Source organism: Amycolatopsis sp. NPDC033938 (assembly GCF_055575975.1).
Map to the genome: position 1 here is coordinate 346,177 of NZ_JBVIRO010000005.1, position 18,356 is coordinate 364,532.

17 protein-coding genes are annotated in these 18,356 nt (G+C 69.1%); 3 read left to right on the forward strand and 14 right to left on the reverse strand.

Translation table 11 applies throughout. The features are described 5' to 3' along the window. Window positions 1–14: 14 nt before the first annotated feature. From ACZ5ZX_RS17395 to ACZ5ZX_RS17410, 4 genes are all read right to left on the reverse strand, one after another. Window positions 15–896 (reverse strand): NAD(P)-dependent oxidoreductase, encoded by an 882-nt coding sequence (locus tag ACZ5ZX_RS17395; protein WP_465503006.1) that lies wholly within the window; start codon window positions 894–896, stop codon window positions 15–17. A 91-nt stretch (window positions 897–987) separates the two neighbouring features. After that, window positions 988–1,725 carry a Long-chain-fatty-acid--CoA ligase gene (locus ACZ5ZX_RS17400; RefSeq protein WP_465503007.1) on the reverse strand — a complete coding sequence of 246 codons (738 nt, stop codon included), beginning with the start codon at window positions 1,723–1,725 and terminating at the stop codon, window positions 988–990. 54 nt (window positions 1,726–1,779) lie between these two features. Beyond that, on the reverse strand, window positions 1,780–2,874 hold the full coding sequence (locus tag ACZ5ZX_RS17405; RefSeq protein ID WP_465503008.1) for a glycosyltransferase family 4 protein: 1,095 nt from the start codon (window positions 2,872–2,874) through the stop codon (window positions 1,780–1,782). A 97-nt stretch (window positions 2,875–2,971) separates the two neighbouring features. After that, window positions 2,972–3,760 carry an inositol monophosphatase family protein gene (locus tag ACZ5ZX_RS17410; protein WP_465503009.1) on the reverse strand — a complete coding sequence of 263 codons (789 nt, stop codon included), beginning with the start codon at window positions 3,758–3,760 and terminating at the stop codon, window positions 2,972–2,974. A 17-nt stretch (window positions 3,761–3,777) separates the two neighbouring features. Here ACZ5ZX_RS17410 and ACZ5ZX_RS17415 point away from each other — a divergent pair, with 17 nt between their 5' ends. After that, complete coding sequence (locus ACZ5ZX_RS17415; RefSeq protein WP_465503010.1) at window positions 3,778–4,485, forward strand: creatininase family protein; 708 nt, start codon at window positions 3,778–3,780, stop codon at window positions 4,483–4,485. A gap of 86 nt (window positions 4,486–4,571) precedes the next feature. On the opposite strand, the gene ribA is transcribed toward ACZ5ZX_RS17415, so the two are convergent. The 6 genes from ribA to ACZ5ZX_RS17445 are packed head-to-tail and all read right to left on the reverse strand — an operon-like array spanning window position 4,572 to window position 9,460. Beyond that, the gene (ribA, locus tag ACZ5ZX_RS17420; protein ID WP_465503011.1) at window positions 4,572–5,183 is read right to left on the reverse strand and encodes a GTP cyclohydrolase II; all 612 of its coding nucleotides are present in this window, start codon (window positions 5,181–5,183) and stop codon (window positions 4,572–4,574) included. Then, window positions 5,180–6,184 (reverse strand): lysylphosphatidylglycerol synthase transmembrane domain-containing protein, encoded by a 1,005-nt coding sequence (locus ACZ5ZX_RS17425; protein ID WP_465503012.1) that lies wholly within the window; start codon window positions 6,182–6,184, stop codon window positions 5,180–5,182. The genes ribA and ACZ5ZX_RS17425 overlap by 4 nt, the downstream gene beginning before the upstream one ends. Continuing rightward, entirely contained in the window at window positions 6,181–6,999 is an 819-nt protein-coding gene (locus tag ACZ5ZX_RS17430; protein WP_465503013.1) for a methyltransferase domain-containing protein, read from the reverse strand. Before ACZ5ZX_RS17430 ends, ACZ5ZX_RS17425 begins: the two co-directional genes overlap by 4 nt. Further along, the gene (locus tag ACZ5ZX_RS17435; RefSeq protein WP_465503014.1) at window positions 6,996–8,063 is read right to left on the reverse strand and encodes a glycosyltransferase family 4 protein; all 1,068 of its coding nucleotides are present in this window, start codon (window positions 8,061–8,063) and stop codon (window positions 6,996–6,998) included. Before ACZ5ZX_RS17435 ends, ACZ5ZX_RS17430 begins: the two co-directional genes overlap by 4 nt. Continuing rightward, window positions 8,060–8,458, reverse strand: a complete 399-nt coding sequence (locus ACZ5ZX_RS17440) for a 6-pyruvoyl trahydropterin synthase family protein (protein ID WP_465503015.1) — start codon at window positions 8,456–8,458, stop codon at window positions 8,060–8,062. Before ACZ5ZX_RS17440 ends, ACZ5ZX_RS17435 begins: the two co-directional genes overlap by 4 nt. Before the next feature lie 21 nt (window positions 8,459–8,479). Continuing rightward, the gene (locus tag ACZ5ZX_RS17445) at window positions 8,480–9,460 is read right to left on the reverse strand and encodes a zinc-dependent alcohol dehydrogenase (RefSeq protein WP_465503016.1); all 981 of its coding nucleotides are present in this window, start codon (window positions 9,458–9,460) and stop codon (window positions 8,480–8,482) included. Between the two features lie 61 nt (window positions 9,461–9,521). On the opposite strand from ACZ5ZX_RS17445, the gene ACZ5ZX_RS17450 reads away from it, so the two are divergent. Next, a complete protein-coding gene (locus ACZ5ZX_RS17450; RefSeq protein WP_465503017.1) occupies window positions 9,522–10,250 on the forward strand; it encodes a CDP-alcohol phosphatidyltransferase family protein in 729 nt (242 codons plus the stop codon). 585 nt (window positions 10,251–10,835) lie between these two features. Here ACZ5ZX_RS17450 and ACZ5ZX_RS17455 read toward each other — a convergent pair. The 3 genes from ACZ5ZX_RS17455 to ACZ5ZX_RS17465 form a co-directional block, all read right to left on the reverse strand. Then, window positions 10,836–11,198: a tautomerase family protein gene (locus ACZ5ZX_RS17455; protein WP_465503018.1), complete on the reverse strand. Its 363-nt coding sequence runs from the start codon at window positions 11,196–11,198 to the stop codon at window positions 10,836–10,838. A gap of 1 nt (window position 11,199) precedes the next feature. After that, complete coding sequence (locus tag ACZ5ZX_RS17460; RefSeq protein WP_465503019.1) at window positions 11,200–11,763, reverse strand: TetR/AcrR family transcriptional regulator; 564 nt, start codon at window positions 11,761–11,763, stop codon at window positions 11,200–11,202. A gap of 181 nt (window positions 11,764–11,944) precedes the next feature. Continuing rightward, a complete protein-coding gene (locus tag ACZ5ZX_RS17465) occupies window positions 11,945–14,422 on the reverse strand; it encodes a sensor domain-containing protein (protein ID WP_465503020.1) in 2,478 nt (825 codons plus the stop codon). A gap of 254 nt (window positions 14,423–14,676) precedes the next feature. On the opposite strand from ACZ5ZX_RS17465, the gene ACZ5ZX_RS17470 reads away from it, so the two are divergent. Next, window positions 14,677–15,828 (forward strand): beta-ketoacyl synthase N-terminal-like domain-containing protein, encoded by a 1,152-nt coding sequence (locus ACZ5ZX_RS17470; RefSeq protein WP_465503021.1) that lies wholly within the window; start codon window positions 14,677–14,679, stop codon window positions 15,826–15,828. A gap of 6 nt (window positions 15,829–15,834) precedes the next feature. On the opposite strand, the gene ACZ5ZX_RS17475 is transcribed toward ACZ5ZX_RS17470, so the two are convergent. Next, on the reverse strand, window positions 15,835–18,258 hold the full coding sequence (locus tag ACZ5ZX_RS17475) for a glucan 1,4-alpha-glucosidase (protein WP_465503022.1): 2,424 nt from the start codon (window positions 18,256–18,258) through the stop codon (window positions 15,835–15,837). Between the last annotated feature and the right edge of the window lie 98 nt (window positions 18,259–18,356).

Here is an 18,356-nt window from a genome sequence, read left to right on the forward strand (position 1 = left end):
GGACGAAACGCGTTTCACCCACGCGTTTCGTCCTCTGGATGCGTTTCAAGGGCCTTGACGACGGCGACCATGTCCGCCTCGCCGAAGCCGAGTCGCGCGGTCTCGGCGTAGAGGACGCGGGCGGCTTCGAGCAGCGGCAGCGTGAGTCCCGCTTCCCTGGCCGACGCCGCGATCAGCTCGACGTTGGCCAGGACGTTCGCGATCGAGGCCTGCGGCGCGAAATCCTCCTCGGCCAGTTTGGGCGCCTTGACCCGCAGGATCGGGCTGGCCAGCTGCCCCGCGCCGAGGACACCCGCGAGCAGGCCGAGATCGAGCCCGTGCGCACGGGCGAAGTGAACGGTCTCGGCCAGGCTCGTCACCACGGCGGTCAGGTGCACGTTGACCGCCAGCTTCATCAGGAGCGCGTTCGGTACCGGCCCGCAGTGCACGGTTTCCCGGCACAGCGGTCCGAACAGCTCCCGGACCTCCTCGATCGCGCCGGGGTCACCCGCGAGCATGGCGACCAGCTCACCCGCCTCGGCGGGGACCCGGGAGCCGGAAACCGGTGCCTCCACGTACCGTGCCCCAGCGGCGAGGAGGTCGGTCTCGAGTGCGCGGGAATGCTCCGGTGCCGTCGTTCCCATGTGGACGATCGTGCGGCCGGCCACCCGTGCGGCGAACGCGGGTCCTCCGCGGTCGAGCACGGCGTCGACGGCGTCCGCGTCCTTCAGCATCAGGATCACGACGTCGCATCGCGTGAAGAGTTCGGCCACGTCTTCGACGGCCTCGGCCACCTGGTCCGCTTTACCCGGGGTGCGATTCCACACGAGCAACGGGATTCCCGCCCGCGCCAGGTTCCGTGCCATCGGCCCGCCCATACTGCCCAGTCCGGCGAAACCGACTCGTGAGATACCCATGGACCCACTGTGCGGCACGGCCGGGAGCCGTCGCGGCCGATGCGACGTTCCTGCCGGAAATCGCGAGGAATGCCCCGTACTCACGAGGCGGTCAGAACGGGTGCTCCATCCACACGTTCGCCTCCACGTAGACCCCGCAGTCGCGCTCGAGGTTCGCGTGCACCGGCGCGATGCCGCCGGGGATCACGTTGTCGCCGTCGGCGAGTTCGACGCCCGCCCACTTCCGCCAGTCCGCGACGGAACCGGAGACGGTCACGGCGAACGGGCAGACCTTGATCATCCGCGCGCCCAGCCGTTCGTGCGTGCGCAGCCAGCGATCGGCGAACAGCCCGTCCTCGCGCCGCCGGACGGCGTATTCGCCCATCGGGACGTCGGGCTCGTCCTCCTTGCCGATCGGCCGCACGGAGACGATCAACCGTTTCAACCCGGTCTCGGCCGCACGCGCCTTGAGCGCCTTCAGCATCGGCGTGGACAGCCCGGTCCCGCGCAGCCGCGGCGCGACGACGACTTCGAGTGCGCACAGGGTGTCCGGCGCGCGGCCGTCCATGAGGTCTTGCGCGGCCCACTGGATCGCCTCGTCCCAGCCGTGATCCGGCAGTTCGGTGCGGTCTTCGGCGGGATAGGTCAGCGGGACCGACAGCGCCCGCGCGATCGGCACGCCGTCGTCGTCCAGCGCGATCAGGAAGTACCGGGCCCAGTGCCGGAGGAGGCGTTCCGGAGTGATCATCTTGCCGCTGAACCCGGCGTAGATGAATTCACCGCCCACATCACCGAGATTCAGCGCTGGCTCGAGGAGATCGGGACGGGACGCAAGATCGACGATTCGCATGCCGCCAAGTCAACCGAGCCGGTGATCGGACCGATAGCTGCTTCCGGGCGATGATCACGCCAGCTGACGCGGCGTGGCCTGCAACCGGGAAAGGACGTCGGTGAGCCTTCCCGCGGCGACGTCCCATTCTTCGAGGACGCTGCTCCGCGCGAGCGCCGACGTCCGCAGGGAATGCCGGAGTTCGGCGTCGAGCGACCAGCGCAGCAACGCGGTCGCGAGCGCCGACGGATTGTTCGGCGGCACCAGCAGTCCGGGAACCCCGCCGCCGGGCGCCATGCCGAGCGCGTCGTGCGCGCCCGCGGTTTCGGTGGTCACCACCGGGATCCCGCGCGCCAGCGCCTCGGCGACGACCATCCCGGACGGCCCTCCTCTCGACGGCAGCACGAGCAGATCCGCGCCGTCGTAGACGAGATCGAGGTCTTCCGGCGGCTGGATGAGGCTGATCCGGGAACCGAGCCCGAGCCGTTCGACCGTCCAGCGCAGTTCGTCGACGTAGCCGGGGTCGTGATGCATCGCTCCGGCGAACACGCATTTGAACGCCAGTTCGTCGACCGTCGAAAGCGCCTGGATGAGCACGTCCTGGCCGTGGCGCGCGGTCATCGGGGCGAGACACAGCAGCCGGGAGACACCGTCGGCGCCGGCGGCGAGCGGTGCCGCGTCCGTGCCCGGCGTCGCGACGTACACGCGGGTGGGGTCGAGGTCGTGATGGTCGATCAGCTGCCGCGCGAGCCACGGCCCGGTCGCGATGACCATACCCGCCAGCCGCAGGGTCTCCCGTTCGCACGCGTCGAGTTCGGCGGCCTGCGCCGGGTCGAGCGCGGGGTCGTCGGCGAGCGGCCGGTGCACCAGTACGGCCAGCCGCAGCCGCCGGGCGTGCGGGATCACGATCTCCGGGACCCCGCACGCGACCGTGCCGTCGATCAGGACGACGGTGTCGTCGGGCAGCGCGGTGAGCGAACGGGCCAGCCGCGAGCGGGACAGCGGCCCCGGCATCGGCCATTCGCCGGCGATCGGCAGTTCCAGCAGCGGAAGGCCGGTGGCCGGGAGGTTCTGGCACATGCGGCGGTCGTACTCGCCGGTGCTTTCCTCGGCGTCCCCTGGCAGCACGAACACCACCGGCTCGGTGCCGCGAACATTCGAGGTGTACACGGAAAACCTCCAGGTGCGGACGGCGAACCGGCGGACGGCCTTACTAGGGGACACGGATGCGGCGCCGGAACGGTTCACCCCTGGAGCGAGAAAAAATTCAGCCGTTCACGCGGGCGATCGCGGCCACGAGGTCGTCGCGCAGTCCGGCTCCGACCGCGATGGTGGCCGCCGAGCGCACCGTGTGCTCGCCGCCGTCGGTGTCGACGACCACTCCCCCGGCCTCTCGGACCAGCAGCACACCCGCCATCGTGTCCCACGGCTGGTTCGCGAGGATGACGGTCGCGTCGAGTTTGCCGTGCGCGACCCAGGCCAGGTCGATCGCCGCGGAGCCGAGGAACCGGACCCGCTGGACCCGGCCGCCGAGTTCGGCCAGCAACGCCATCCGGACGCGGTTCTTGACCTCCGCGCCCTCACCGACCGCGAAGTCGCCGATGGAGACGATCGCGTCGGACAGCTTCGTCGCTTTGGACGCTTCGAGACGCTCTTCTCCCACGTACGCGCCCTGACCTTCGGCGGCGGTGTAAGTGACGTCGAGGAACGGCAGGGAGATCGCCGCGACCGTGCTTTTCAGCCCGTCGACGAGCCCGAGCGAAACGCCGCACAACGGGATGCCGCGCGCGAAGTTGGCCGTGCCGTCGACCGGGTCGAGCGCCCACCACAGGTCCTTGTTCCCCTCGTGCCCGCGTTCTTCGCCGAGGATGCCGATTTCCGGGGTCTCGCGCGCGAGGAATTCGCGCACGGCGTCCTCGACGGCCAGGTCGACATCGGTCACCATGTCGCGATCACCTTTGGCGGCAACGGAAAACGTGGTCATCGAGCGGATGATCCCGGTCGCCTTGGCGACGGCCTCGCTGGCGACGGACAACAATGCGGCGTGGTCGGTCATAGGGTTACCGTAGCCCGGTGAACCTGTTCCCGACGGCCACGACGGCCGACGAACGCGCCAGGGGTGCCGACGTCGCGGTGCTGCCGATCGGCAGCTTCGAACAGCACGGCGCGTACCTCCCGCTCGCCACCGACGCGGTGATCGCGACGACGATCGCCGACGCCCTCGCCGCCGCGTACCCGGTGTTGCGGCTCCCGCCGATCACGATCGGGTGCTCGCACGAACACGCGGACTGGCCGGGGACCGTGAGCATTTCGGCCGCGACGCTGTACGCCGTGGTGAACGACGTCGCCGCTTCGCTGCGCCGGTCCGGAGTCGGAAAGCTGGTGCTGGTGAACGCGCACGGCGGCAACTACGTCCTGTCCAATGTGGTCCAGGAGTCGACGTCGCCGATGGCGCTCTTCCCCGGTGTCGAAGGCTGGCAGGCGGCACACGACGCGGCCGGGCTGGAGACGTCGCTGGACAGCGACATGCACGCCGGGGAGCTGGAGACTTCCCTTCTGCTGCACGCCCATCCTTCGCTGGTCCGGCCCGGTTTCGCGGAGGCGGATCACCTCGCCGACGACAGGCGGCATCTGCTGACGGTGGGGCTGCGGCCGTACTCGGAGTCCGGTGTGGTGGGACGGCCTTCGCTGGGCACGGCGGAGAAGGGGCGGCTGGTGCTGGAGTCACTCGTGCGGAGCTTCGAGGCGACCTTGGCCGCGGTGCGAGGAAAGCACCCGTGACGTACTGCGGGGGCTGAAGGACGCTTTCGTCGCATCTCATGCGAGGAAAGCGTCCTTCACCGCATGAGATGCGGCGAAGGGCCCCTTCAGCCCACCGGGCCGACGGCGTCCAGATGCGGCAGGAAATGGTGCATCCGCTCCTGTTTCGTCCGCAGGTACCGCAGGTTCTCGTCGTTCGGCGTCACCAGCAGCGGCACCCGCTCGCTGATCCGCAGCCCATGCCGCTTCAGCTGGTCGACCTTCGCCGGGTTGTTGGACAGCAGCCGCACCGACCGCACCCCGAGGTCGGCCAGGATCTCCGCCGCCGCGCGGTAGTCGCGCGCGTCCACCGGCAGCCCCAGCGCGATGTTCGCCTCGACGGTGTCGAGGCCTTCCTCCTGCAGCCGCATGGCCTTCAGCTTCGCGAGCAGGCCGATGCCGCGCCCTTCGTGCCCCTGGGCGTACACGAGGACTCCGGCGCCTTCCTCGACGATCGCCCGCAGCGCGGCGGACAGCTGGTCGCCGCATTCGCAGTGCATCGAGCTGAACACGTCGCCGGTGAGGCATTCCGAATGGACCCGTGCCAGTGTGTCGAAACCCGCGACGTCGCCGTGCACCAGCGCCATCTGCTCGGTCCCGCCGTCGTCCAAGTACCCGTACGCGCGGAAAATCCCGTAATGAGTCGGCAGTCTGGTCTCTACGACCCTCTCCACAGTCATCGCGTTTCTCCTGTCTGTACGGGTGTCCTGACGACGCCGGCCGCGATGCGCGGTGCGGCAGACGTGTCGGTGCGGTGAACTTCGAAAGAGCGCGCGAGCAGCACGGCCGCGCCGGGAAGACTGGCGACGAGTGCGAGCACGCCGTAGACGACGGCCACGGTGACGCCCTGCGCCGAACCGAGTCCGGCCGCGCCGAAAAGCAGCGCGCAGACGCCTTCACGCGGGCCCCAGCCGCCGATGTTGAGCGGTAGCCCCATCGCGAGCAGGGCGAGGATCATCAGGGGAAGCAGGTCCCCGATCGGCGCGGTCACCCCGGCCGCTCGTGCGGCGACGACGAACAGCGCGAGATGTCCGGCCAGCGTGGCCACCGAAAGCAGGCTCACGCCGGGCCAGGTCTCCTTGGTCAGCAGGCCCAGCCGGACGTCGGCCAGGCCGACGGCGAACCCGCGCCGCCACTTCGATCCACTGTGGATCCAGCGTTTCCCCGCGGTCATCCCGGTGACGACGGCCGCGAGGGCGAGCACGACGACCACGATCCCGGCGACCATGACGATCTCGTCGATCGGCCGCGGCACCACGGAAGGCGTACTGAGCACGACCGCGACCGAAGCGCCGATCAGCACGATCTGCCCGGCCGTCCGCTCCAGCACCACCGCGCGGACGCCACGCGGGACGTCGCCGGATTCGCGGCCGTGCTGCACGGCCCGGTCGACGTCGCCGAGCACGCCGGCGGGCAGGACACCGTTGAGGAACAGCGCGCGGTAGTACTCGCCGACGGCGCTCCACACCGGCAGCTTCAGGCTGAGCCGCCGCGCGACCAGGCACCAGCGCCAGGCGCTGAACACGGTGGTGGCGAAGCCGATTCCGAGCGCGGCGGCGACACCGGCCACGTCGACCTCGCGCAGTCCGTCCAGGAACGCGTTCGTCCCCAGCCGCCAGACGAGTACGGCGAGGATGCCGAGCGCGCCGAGGATCCGCAGCCACGGCCAAAGCCGCTTCACGACGGCACCACCAGCAGGTCCTCGTGCCCGATCATCGCGTTCAGCTCGCCCGCCGCGCATTGCGCGAGCCGCCACTGCAGGTAGGCGTCGGCGTCGGGGCGCAGCTCCGGCCGTTGCTCACACGCGGCGCCGACCCAGCCGGTGAGCCATTCCGCGGTCAGCGCGGCCTGATCCGCCCCGAGCCGCCACGGGCTCGGCGCGCGCCGCACGGTGGCACCGAGCCGTTCGAACACCCCGAACGCGACGTCCACCGCGTCCGGGCCGAGCAGCCACCGGCCCTCGGTCACCCGGCGCTGATGCGCGTTGAAGGCGTCGGAGATCTCGATGTCGAACTTCTCCTTGGGCGACAGCACGACCCGGCCCGAAACGCTCAAGGTGAACAGGACCGCGCAGCCGGCCTCGACGCATGCCTGCGCCAGCCGGGTCATCTCCTCGGCGGTGAGCAGATCGAGCAGCGCCGACGCCGCCACCAGCGACGTTCCGGCGAGGTCGGCCGCTCGAAGCTCGGTGATGTCACGCTGTTCGGTGACGACCTCGACGTCACTTCCGTCCAGCGAGTGATCGGGACGGCTGGTGCGCGCCAGCGCGTGCGTGAGCAGATCCGGGTCGCGGTCGTGCAGGATCCAGCGCTGGCGGCCGGGCAACCGCCTGGCCAGCCAGCGGCCGAGCGATCCGGTGCCGCAGCCGAGGTCACGGATGACGACCTCGTCCTGCGTCCGGAGGAAGGAACGCACCGGCTCCAGCAGTTCGGTCGCGCGGGCCGCGGCGTCGGCGTCCTCACGCAGCCGCAGCCAGCCGGGGGCGTACTTGGTCATGCCGCCGTCCTTTCGTTCAGCAGCACGGCGGCGACGCCGCGGGCCGTCGCGTCCCAGCCGGTCAGCGTCTCGCGGCGAAGGCGAGCGGAGGCGCGAAGCCGGTCACGCAGTTCGGGTTCGGTGAGCCAGCGGCGAAGGGCCGCGCTCAGCGCGTCGACGTCCTCACCGGGAACGAGCATCCCGGGCACGCTGCCGTCGGGTGCCTGGCCGAGGGTGTCCGGCAGGGCGTCGACAGCGGTCGCCAGCACGGGAATGCCGTGCGCGAGCGCCTCGGTGACGACCATGCCGTAGGTCTCCGCGCGCGAAGGCAACACGAGGAGGTCTGCGGCGGCGTACGTCGCTTCGAGCTCTTCGCCGGACCGGGGGCCGGTAAGGGTGAACCGGTCGCCCAGAGTGTGTCGCCGCAGGCGCTCGACGTAGCGCGTCTCGCGGCGGATCGCGCCGACGCATTCACAGCTCCACGGAAGGTCCGAAAGCGCTTTGAGCGCGTCGGCGAGCAGGCCCTGCCCCTTGCGCGGCGTCACATTGGCGACACAGACCAGCCTGGTCCCGTCCAGGCTCCCGAACGAGACTTCGGCCTTGTCGACGCCCGGTGGCACCACGTGCACGCGATGCGGGGCGAGCCCGTGATGCTCGATCAGCCGTCGCGCCGCCCAGCCGCTGGTCGCGACCACGGCCTCGACCGCGCCGAGCGTCTCGCGCTCCAGCCGGTCCAGCTCGGCCGCGAGTGACGGCGACAGCCCCGTCTCGTCGGCCAGCGGCAGATGCACCAGCACCGCGATCGACAGCCGCTGCGCCGACGGCACGATCACCTCGGGCACCCCGCAGGCGACCAGGCCGTCGAGCAGGACGGCCGAGCCGTCGGGAAGCTCGGCGAGCTTGCGTGCGAGGACGTTGCGGGACTCGGTGTCGGGCCTCGGCCAGCTCCCGCGCACGGCGATCTCGTGGACGTCCACGCCCGTGGCGGCGAGGCCGTCGCACAGGCGGCGGTCGTAGACGTTGCCGCCGCTCGGCGCGCCGGCGTCGTCGATGTCGTTGGGCAGGACCACGTGGAGTCCGGTCACAGCGCACGCTCGTAACTGGCCCACGCGACGTGGGATTCGTGCAGTGCGACGGTGATCCCTTCGAGGCCGCGGGCGCCCTCGCCGAGCGCGCCCGCGTGGACCCGGCCGGCGAGCCGGTCGGCGATGACCTTGGCCAGGAACTCGGTCGAGGTGTTGATCCCGGCGAACTCGGGCACGTCGTCGAGGTTCCGGTAGTTCAGGTCGGCGAGTACCGCTTTGAGCTCTTCGGTGGCCTTGCCGATGTCGACGACGATGTTGTCGGCGTCCAGTTCGGACCGGCGGAACGTCGCGTCCACCACGAAGGTGGCGCCGTGCAGTTTCTGCGCGGGTCCGAAGACCTCGCCGCGGAAGCTGTGGGCCACCATGACGTGGTCGCGGACGGTGATACTGAACAACGGACCTCCCAGATCGTGCCCTTAACGCGTGTCCTCCACCTGATAGGTGACACGGAGGCAGAGCGTTCCCGGTTCATTCGCGGCCAGACGCGGCAGCACGTCCGGCAGGTCATGGAATGCACATTCCCCGCTGACCAGCACCTCAAAGACCGGATCCGCCAGAAGACGCAAAGAGATCGCCAAGCGGTCGGCGTAGCTCCGGTTCGCGCGGCGCGCCGGGGAGACCATGCCGACCTGGCTGGAGCGGATCGTCAGCCGCCGGGAGTGGAAGTTCTCGCCGAGCGGGACGCTGATCCGGCGGTCGCCGTACCAGCTCAGCTCGATGACCTCGCCCTCCGGCGCGAGCAGCTCCAATGACCGCGTCAGCCCGGACTCGCTCGCGCTGGCGTGCACGACGAGGTCGCAGTCGCCCAGGGCGTCCTCCGGTGTCGAGAAGTCGACACCGAGCGCTTCGGCGATCTTCGCGCGCTCCGGATCGACGTCGATCAGCTGCACCCGGGTCGCCGGGAAACCGGACAGCAGCTTCGCGACGCTTCCGCCGACCATTCCGGCGCCGACCACGGCGATCCGGTCGCCGAGTTTCGGCGCCGCGTCCCAGACGGCGTTGACCGCGGTCTCGACCGTCCCGGCGAGGATCGCGCGCTCCGGCGGCACCCCGTGCGGCACCGGCGTGACGGCCGACGCGGGGACGACGTAGCGCGTCTGATGCGGGTAGAGACAGAACACCACCTGGCCCACGAGTTCGGCCGGACCTTGTTCGACGACGCCCACATTGAGGTAGCCGTACTTCACGGGGCCGGGGAAGTCGCCTTCCTGGAACGGCGCGCGCATCGCCTCGCGCTGGCTCGCCGGGACCTCGCCGCGGAAGACGAGCGTTTCGGTGCCCCGGCTCACGCCGCTGCACAACGTGCGGACCAGCACCTCGCCGTCGCCGACCGGAGGGAGCGTGACCGGCCTGAGCTCGCCGTCGCCGGTACCACTGAACCAGAAGGCGCGTTCCATCGTGTCCTCTCATATCGGACCCTGGAGACGGGGTCAGTCGTCACCATAACGAGGAGGCCTCGTGATCAACCCCGGAGTTTTCCTGGGGGTCCTCGTCCAGCTGGCCCTTCTCGGCGCACTGGACGCCTCCGTCGGACTCGGCCCGCTGGGCTGGCTCGCCGGAGCGGCCTACGGCGTCGCCGTAGGCGGATTCCTGACCTACGGCGTGAACCGGAGCGCCGCGCGCTCCCTCGGCCCGGCCGACGCCGTCACGCTCGGCCGCTCGGCGCTCGTCGGCTGCGTGACCGCGCTCGTCGTCGACACCGCGGCCCGGGAGATCGGCGTCATGGTCGTCCTCGCCTCGGTGGCGCTGGTACTGGACGCCGTCGACGGCCAGGTCGCGCGCCGCACGGGCACGGCGTCGCCGCTCGGCGCGCGCTTCGACATGGAGGTCGACGCGTATCTGATCCTCGTCCTGAGCGTCGTCGTCGCGCAGTCGCTGGGGCCGTGGGTCCTCACGATCGGCGCGATGCGGTACGCCTTCGTCGCCGCGGGCAGGCTGTGGCCGTGGCTGAACGCCCCGCTGCCGTCGAGCATGGCGCGGAAGACGGTCGCGGCCGTGCAGGGCATCGTGCTGGTCACCGCGGCTTCGACGGTCTTGCCGCTGTGGGCCGGTTTCGTGCTCACGCTCGGCGCGCTGGGCCTGCTGACCTGGTCTTTCGGGCGGGACACGTGGTGGCTGCTGGAGCAGCACGCCTTCGGCACCGCTCCGGTCGAACCCCGCCCCCGGGTCACCGCCGACGTCGCGTGAAGGACTCCTTCCTTACGCCTAGCGCCAGGATCGCGGCAAAGTCGAGATCTTGCAGGTCAGGTGACTATTCCTGGCCGTGGCGGGGCCGCATGCGCCGGTGGCGGAGCTTGATCAAGGTGGGGTAGCCCTGATCGTGGACCCCAGCGGGGGTCGTGAGTGGCGATTCGGGTTATTGAGGGGTAAGGCAAACGCGGCGTGCCCCGGCGCGGGACCGGGCTGGCTGACGGAAGCCGGGCCGCGGCCCAACGTCCACAAAGGACACTTTTCTGAAGAAAAATGTCTGACTTGGTCGGTTTGTGCAGTTTCGCGCGTGGGGTCGTGAGTGGCAATGAGGGTTCTAACCCTATTCGCCACTCACGACCCCACGCGGAACCGCACATAGCGCCATCAATCGGACACCGATCCTTCAAAAGGTGTCCCTTGTGGACAGTCAAGCGCCGGGTGAGATCCCTTGCGTGGGCCCGCTCCCTCCGGGACCACCACGACACGTCCGCCTTGTCCCGCTCTAGCGGCGGACCGACCAGCGGTTATGCGCCCTTGCCGGAACCTTCGGCTGAGCCGAGGGAAGGAGTCCTTCACGCGGGATCAGGCGTACTGCGCTTCGCCGTTCCCGATCGACCAGTTGACCGGATCGGTCTCGTTGATCACGACGAGCACGTTCCGCGGCTCGGTCCCCGAGTACTCCTCGGCGAGCTCCGCGATCCGCCGGTACAGCGACTTCTTCTGCTCGTCGGTGCGCCCCCGCCGCATGGTGATCTCGACGAATACGACCCCTTCGTCGCGGTGGATACCCAGGTAGTCGTCGTATTTCAGGGTGCTCCGGCCGTTGAGGACCTGGAAGCGGTCGTCGGCCGGGATGCCGAGCGTTTCGACCATCGCGTCGTGCACGGCGTTGCCGAGGGCTTCGAGTTTGTCGGTCCCCAGCGCGTCGATACGGACGAAGGGCATGTCAGTTCTCCTTTGTGGCGAGGAGCCCGAGAGCGCCGTCGACGGCTTTCGCGAAGACGTCCGGGGAGCCGGCGGCACGGGCGAGGACATAGCCGCCCTGCAGGACCGCGACCAGCGCGGTCGCCGTGGTGAGCGGGTCGAGTTCGGCGTCGAGTTCACCGGCCGTGCGGCCCTCGTCGAGCAGCTCGGCGAGACGGCCGGTGAGCCAGCCGAAGTACTCCTCGACCGGCTTTCGCAGCTCCGCGTCGGCCATCACGTCAGGATCCTGGGCGAGCCTGCCGACCGGGCAGCCCTTGAGCACGTCACGCTCGCGGCGCAGGTAGACGGTGATCCGCTCGACGACCGTGCCGGGCCCGGAGAACTCGGCCTCGGCCCTGGCGCGCAGCTCGTCGGCGCTGCGGTCGATCGCGGCCAGCGCGAGTTCGGATTTGCCTTGGAAGTGGTGGTACATGCTGCCCTGACCGGCGCCTGAACGCTCCTGGATCGCCTTCGGGCTGGTACCGACGTACCCGCGCTCCCACAGGAGCTCACGAGTGCTCTCGATGAGCTGTTCCCTCTTGTCCACATCCAGACCGTACATACTAGTAGGTACAGAGACAACCCCGGCCCGCGGGAGCAAGGGACCTTTGCTATCACTTTCGCGCCGACCCGCAGGTCAGGGACACCTCACGCGGCGCCTGGGTGCGATCGGCCCGAGCTTGACCAACAGAAGACTGCCCCAGACCAAGCAGCGAGCGTCGCCCGGTTCACCGCACGACGTGCTCGTACGCCGACTTCAACTCCTCGACCGGCCCCGGCGGCGCCACCAGCGGCCCCTTCGCCCAATCGCAGCCGAGTTCGTGCAGAACCTTCAATTGCCGCGCGGTCTCGACCCCTTCGGCGACCACCACGAGGTCGACCGCGTGCGCCATCGCCATGATTCCGGCGACGATCGGCTCGGCGTCACTGGACCTGCCGAGATCGGCGACGAACGACCGATCGATTTCGATCACGTTCAGGTCGAGACGACACAACTGGGCGAGCGAGGAATACCCCGCGCCGAATCGTTCGGCGGTCACCCTGACCCCGGCTTTCCGCAACGCGTCGACGGCGTCGGCCGCGTCTTTCAGCGCCGTTTCGTCGACGTCGAGACTCAGATCCTGCGGCCCCAATCCCGCCTCACCCAAAGTGGTCTGGACCAATTGCAGTAAGGTGGGATCGCCCAATTGGCGCACCGAAAGACTCACATTCACATTACAGTGCACACCATGATCGGCACGCCATCGGGAGATCTCACCGGCGGCCTTGGCAAGGACCTCCGCGCCGATGATCGTCAGAAGATCGCCGTCATCGGCGATCTCGATCAATTCCGCCGGATCGATCGGCCCCCGGATCGGGTGATCCCAGCGGGACTTCGCCTTCACCGCGACCATCTCACCGGTCCGCAAATCGACGACGGGCTGATAAACGGTCTCGATCAGGCCTTCCGCGACGGCCTTCCGCAGATCCTGTTCGAGAATGAACCGATCCTGGACCCGTTCCCGCATGCTCGGCGCATAGAACGCATACCTTCCCGGCCCGAATGTTTTCGCCTGATACATCGCCAGATCGGCGTCTTCCAGCATTTCGTCGGCGCTGCGGGTATCGCCGGGTTCGGCGTGCACTATTCCGATGCTCGTATTGATATGCAGTTCCCGGCCGTGCACGGTGAGCGATTCGGCGAGCTGCCGCTGAAGATGATCGGCCAGTGCCCGGACCTCGGCCGCTTCGGTATAACCGGTGGTGATGACCAGGAACTCGTCCCCGCCCAGCCGTCCGACCAGGTCCGAAGGCCCGGCCGCGGCCCGCAGGCGTTCTCCGACGATGCGCAGCACCTGGTCGCCGACGGTATGGCCGAGCGAGTCGTTGATGATCTTGAACTTGTCGAGGTCGATGAACAGCACGGTGGTCGTGAGCGCCGGATCGGCGATCGTGCGCCGCAGATGGTTCAGCGCGAGCGTGCGGTTCGCCAGCCTGGTCAGCGGATCATGAGTCGCTTCGTAGGCCAGCCGTTCGCTGATCGCCCGTCGTTCGGTGATGTCGGCGAAGGACGTCAGCACCGAGGGCACGCTCTGCCCCGGCGCCATCAGCGGACCGGAGGTCAGCGAAAGCCACCGGTGCGAGCCGTCACGCCGCCGCACCTGCACGACCCGCCCGCTCTCGACCTTCCCGGAGCGCCGCACCCGCGCGGAGGGAAGATCGTCGACGGGCACCGGGACGCCGTGTTCGTCGTGCAGCCGCAGCGTCCGGCTCTCCAGCCCGACCAGGGTCCCCTCCGGCACCCCGGAGATCCGGTGCGCGGCGGAGTTCGCCAGCTCGATCCGCCCGCTCGGCCCGACCACCAGCACGCCTTCGTCCAGCGTCTCGACGACGGTGGCGAACTCGGCCTCGGCCCGGCGCTGCGCGGTCTCGTCGGCGCACAGGAGCACGTACCCGTCGAACATCTCCGCCGCCGAGACCCGCACCGAAAGCGCGGTGCCGTCGGCGCTGAAATGCGTCGCCTGCACGACACCGCCCGACGCGACGACCTGCCGCGGATCCATCGGCGCGCCGACGACCTCGGCCACCGGCATTCCGATGACCTCGTCGAGTTCATGCCCGTATACCGCTTCGGCCGCCGGATTCCAGCTCGTCACCAGCCCGTCGGGCGAGGTCGCGATGATCGCGTCACTCGCGTGGCCGACCAGCGCGGCCTGGAACCGCAGACCGGCCTCCGCCGCCTTCTGCGTGCTCAGATCGCGCATGATCACCTGATAGGCGGGCTTGCCCTCCCAGGTGGTGAGCACCGCTTGGGACTCGACGGTGACCTTGCCGCCATCGAGGGTCAGCAGCGTCATCTCGGTCGGTTCGCTGAAGGAACCGGGAGCGGCCAGCGAGCCGATCCTGGCGAGCAACGCGTCCTGCGAACCGGCGTCGACCATGTCCGTGATGTGCAGGCCGACGAGTTCGGTCGAGACCGTGGCGCCGACGAACCGCATCGCGGCCGAGTTGACGAAGACCACTTTGCCGCGCTGATGGACACAGATGCCGTACGGGCTCGCCTCGACCATCGTGAGGTATTGCGTACCCAAAGTCCCGCCGTCGGAGTTTTGCTCCAAAAGGCGGTACCCCTTGCCGAGAAACGCGAGAGCCGGCTCACCGCGATGATCCCTCTCGGCGGACAGCTCGGTCAGCAGACGGACGAGCGACGCATGCCGGGAGGTCACTCCACCGGATGCGGTGGATACGCCAACCGTGCAGGTCGCGGCGCCGTTCGCTGGCGAGGAATCCTGATCCGAGGGCCGGCGGGTGTCGGGGGTCCCACCGTCGAGATCGTCAGGATCCATGTGATCCAAACCCCCTACTCGACTGATGTAGCTTCCGATTAGATCACTAAATCGACGTAGCCGTCCTCCTCGACCAGCTGACCGGTCCGGCTTTATCCACCCAGCGTTGACAGAATGTAGTTGAAGGGAAACACGTGCGGAGCAAAACCGGCATCTGCGGCATCGGAGCCGTAACCGCCTACGGCTGGGGGCACGAATCGCTGTGGGAAGGCCTCGTGAGCGGCATCCCCGGCGCCCAGCTCGTCGAAGGATTCGGCGAGACCCGGGAACTCCCGGGCTGGGTCGGGCACATCCCCGAGGGCGGCAGACCAAGGGACGGCAGCCTGCATTGCCGCGCACTGCTCGCGGCGGCGCGGGAAGCGATCGAGGACGCCGGCGAGCACGGCTGGACCCCCGGCCGCCGGGTCGGCCTCGTCTACGGTGGCGTCCGCGACGACATGCGGACCTGGGACGGCTTCCACGCCCTCGGCGAGCGGCTCGCGTACCGGCGCCAGTTCATCGGCATGATGCCGTCGACGCCGATCACCTCCCTGATGGCCGAGTACGGTTTCCACGGCCCGACGATGACCGCGTCCGCGATGTGCGCGACCGGCAACGCCGCGGTGCTCACCGCGAAGATGTGGCTGGACGCGGGGATCGCCGACGACGTCGTGGTGGTCACCACCGATCTGTCCGCGACCAGGCAGGTCGTCCGGCACTTCGTGCACTGCGGCGTCGCGGTCACCGACGTGCCACCGCTCGACGCGTGCCGTCCTTTCCAAGAAGGCACAAGGGGTTTCACCTTCTCCGAGGCGTCGATCGCGGTGGTGATGACCCAGCGGAAGACCGACGCGTACGCCACCGTGCTCGGCGGCGCCATGACGCACGAGGCGCACAACGCGATGGCGCTCGACCCCGACCCGGCGACCGCGATCGCGGCGGTGACCGACGCGCTGGAGAACGCGAACGCCGCCGCGGCGGACGTCCGGTACGTGAACGCGCACGGAACCGGGACGAAACTCTGCCACCGCACCGAATCCCAGATCCTCGAAGCGGTGTTCCCGAGCAGTACCGAGATCTACTCGATCAAACCGCTGACCGGGCACAGCCAGTCGGGCAGCGCGCTGACCGAGATCGTGACGACCTGCCTCGCGGCGCGGCGTGACCTGATCCCGGCGCCGAAACCGGTGGCGGACGGCCATCCGCAGCTGATGGATGGACCGTCCCGGCCGGAAAGCGGGCTCACCGTCAAGACCTCGATCGGGATGGGCGGTTACGTCACCGCCCTCGTACTGGACGCCGGCTAGCGCCGGTCAAGGTCGCCAGGTGTCGTTGAGGGTCAGTGCGCAGCCATCGGAAGCGGTGCCGGCACGATCGGCGCCCGATTCCCAGGTGACGTTGCCGCCCTCCTTGCGGATGTACTTGTAGTGGAAGGCTGTTCCCTTCGGAAGGGTGACGTCGGCTTTCCACAAGGGATAGTCGGCCGAGGACATCGGGACGGCGTTCGCGGGGTTCCACGCACCGAGTTCGGCGCGGTCCCCGACGACGAAGATGTTCTGGCCCCAGGAAGTGACGGCGTTCACCGTGAACTTCGCCGAAACGCCGGCGCAAGCCGCGCTGTACCGCTGCTTGACCACCGACGGCGTCTCGACCGGGGCACCCGCGTCGATCGAGTGTGCCAAGCGGACGAACTGCGCCATCGACCAGGCCAGCGGCGTCGCCGAGCCGGTACCTTCACCGAAGACGAAACCGGCGGTGCTCGGCCGGTCCCAGACCTGTTCGGGGATCAGATGACCGGAGTTCGCCGAAGCGGCCATGGTGGACAGGTGCGTCGTCGCCGGACGGCCGTTGGCCAGTTCGTATTCTCCGCGCTCACCGGTGAGCAGTGGCCACAAGCGGCCGACGCCGGCGCCGGTGTAGGGGCCGCCGGAAGCGGTTTCGCCGTAGCCGTCGTGGTTGTACCGGTACCACATCGGGCCGTTCGGGGTGTTCACCTTGAGCACCGAGTCCACTTCGGACAGTGAGGCGGCGACATCCGGATCGGCCGCCGGCTTCACGCCGAGGCGGACGAGATCCAGGAAGCCCGCGTCGATGACGGCGCGTTCGTCGTGGTTACCGCCGCCGTTCTGCAGGAAGACGTTCTGACCGTCGTCGGGATCGCCGTTGCCGTCGATCCGGTGGAAGTACCGGCCGTCGCCGAGCGGCCCGGACGTGGTGAACGTCCAGGCGCTGACCTGTGCCTGCCACCGGTCGGCGGTCTCGCGGTAGCGCGCGGCCCTGGCGGTGTCCCCGTTGCGTTCGGCGAGGTCGGCGGCACAGATCAGGCCGGCGATCTCCGCGGCGAGGGTGGACGGCGAATAGCCGCCGTTCTCTTCCCAGCGTTCCTGCGGGGTGGAGGGGCCGTGCGCGACGAGGAAGTCCGCGGACTTCGCCACCTTCGCCCACATGCCCGCGTCGAACCGGCGCAGCTGCCAGGCGAGCACGATCGGGAAGGCGACCTCGTCCATCTGCAGGCTCGTCCAGCAGTTGGTGCCGTCGAGACGGGTGTTCTGCGGGAAAGAACCGTCCGGTCGCTGCTGGACGGTGAACAGATAGTCGACGGAACGGTTGGCCGCCGCCGAGTCGCCTGCCGCGATCTGCGCGGTCGAAACCTGGTAGAGGTCGCGAGCCCAGACGGCGTGGTATCCGCAGTCGCCCGTGCTGTTCGCGTTCTTCGCCTCGCCCCACGGATTGGTGAGCGAGGCGACGTTCGCCCCCGGATAGGTCTTGTCCTCGTGGGCTTTGAGGGTCATCAGCGCGACGTTGTACTGCGTGGTCAGACCGGTACCGGTGATCGACCTGGGCACCGCGGCCAGCGAGGAGAGATAGCCGCTCCACCCGGACCGGTACGCGGTGTCCGCCGCGGCGAAACCACCCGCCAGCGAGGCCGACGCGTTCGCCGACGCGGCTCCGCGATCGCCTCCGAAACCGATCGCGAGGGTGAAGGTGGTGTCGGTCGCGACGGGAATCTGCCCCAGCTGAACCAGATTCCCCGGCGTCGAGGCCGAGTCGTACTGCGCGTCGAGGACGTGGTCACCGCTCAGGTCGACATAGCCATCGCTCGCGGTCCCGCTGTAGCCGCTGGTGGTCTTGACGAAACCGGTGGAGGCGGCCAATGCGCTGGACACCGGGCCGTCCGAAGCGACCAGTTGCCCGCCGGAAGTGGCGCCGGTGTCCCCCATGCCGCTGTTGTTCAGAGACGGGTTGTACAGCGCGTACAACTGCAGCGGGCCGCCGGCGAGCACTTCGAACCGGGTCTGGATCAGGACGGTGGACCGGGCCGGGTCGGCGGTGTGGGTCTTGGTGATCCGATACCGGCCGTTGGTCGCGGTGTTGATCTGGCGGTAGCTCAGGGAACGCGGATCGGTCAGCACCAGCTGTTTGGTCGTGTGGTCGCGTTCCAGCTGCGTGAAGCCGGCCCCGTCGGACACCACGTACTGCAGGTCCTGGACGTTGGCGACGTCGACGGTCGGGTAGTAGATCTCGTGGCTGATGCCCTGACCGAGGGTGAACCACACCTTCGACGCGGCGTCGGTGGCGGTGCCGAAACCTTCCTTGCCCCCGGTCGTCCAGGCCGCTCCGGTACCCGGCGCGCCGGGGGCGTCCGCCAGCGGTGCGGCACTCACCGGCGTGGCGGCCAGTAGCGCTGCCGCGGTCACCGTCGCGACCATCGCGCGACGCCGCTTCGGAAACTTCATGACGGTCCTTCCCACAGGCTTCATCGACGGCAGGATTTGTTGTTAGCGGCAACTTATTGCCTGGGTCCCGCGCCCGGCAGGGCCGATCGGAGTAACCC

What these genes read in the sequence shown, in the direction of transcription:
- ACZ5ZX_RS17475 (WP_465503022.1), bottom strand. Translation starts at nt 18,258, where the DNA reads ATGAAGTTTCCGAAGCGGCGTCGCGCGATGGTCGCGACGGTGACCGCG.
- ACZ5ZX_RS17410 (WP_465503009.1), bottom strand. Translation starts at nt 3,760, where the DNA reads ATGACCGACCACGCCGCATTGTTGTCCGTCGCCAGCGAGGCCGTCGCC.
- ACZ5ZX_RS17395 (WP_465503006.1), bottom strand. Translation starts at nt 896, where the DNA reads ATGGGTATCTCACGAGTCGGTTTCGCCGGACTGGGCAGTATGGGCGGG.
- ACZ5ZX_RS17455 (WP_465503018.1), bottom strand. Translation starts at nt 11,198, where the DNA reads ATGCCCTTCGTCCGTATCGACGCGCTGGGGACCGACAAACTCGAAGCC.
- ACZ5ZX_RS17430 (WP_465503013.1), bottom strand. Translation starts at nt 6,999, where the DNA reads ATGACCAAGTACGCCCCCGGCTGGCTGCGGCTGCGTGAGGACGCCGAC.
- ribA (WP_465503011.1), bottom strand. Translation starts at nt 5,183, where the DNA reads ATGACTGTGGAGAGGGTCGTAGAGACCAGACTGCCGACTCATTACGGG.
- ACZ5ZX_RS17445 (WP_465503016.1), bottom strand. Translation starts at nt 9,460, where the DNA reads ATGGAACGCGCCTTCTGGTTCAGTGGTACCGGCGACGGCGAGCTCAGG.
- ACZ5ZX_RS17400 (WP_465503007.1), bottom strand. Translation starts at nt 1,725, where the DNA reads ATGCGAATCGTCGATCTTGCGTCCCGTCCCGATCTCCTCGAGCCAGCG.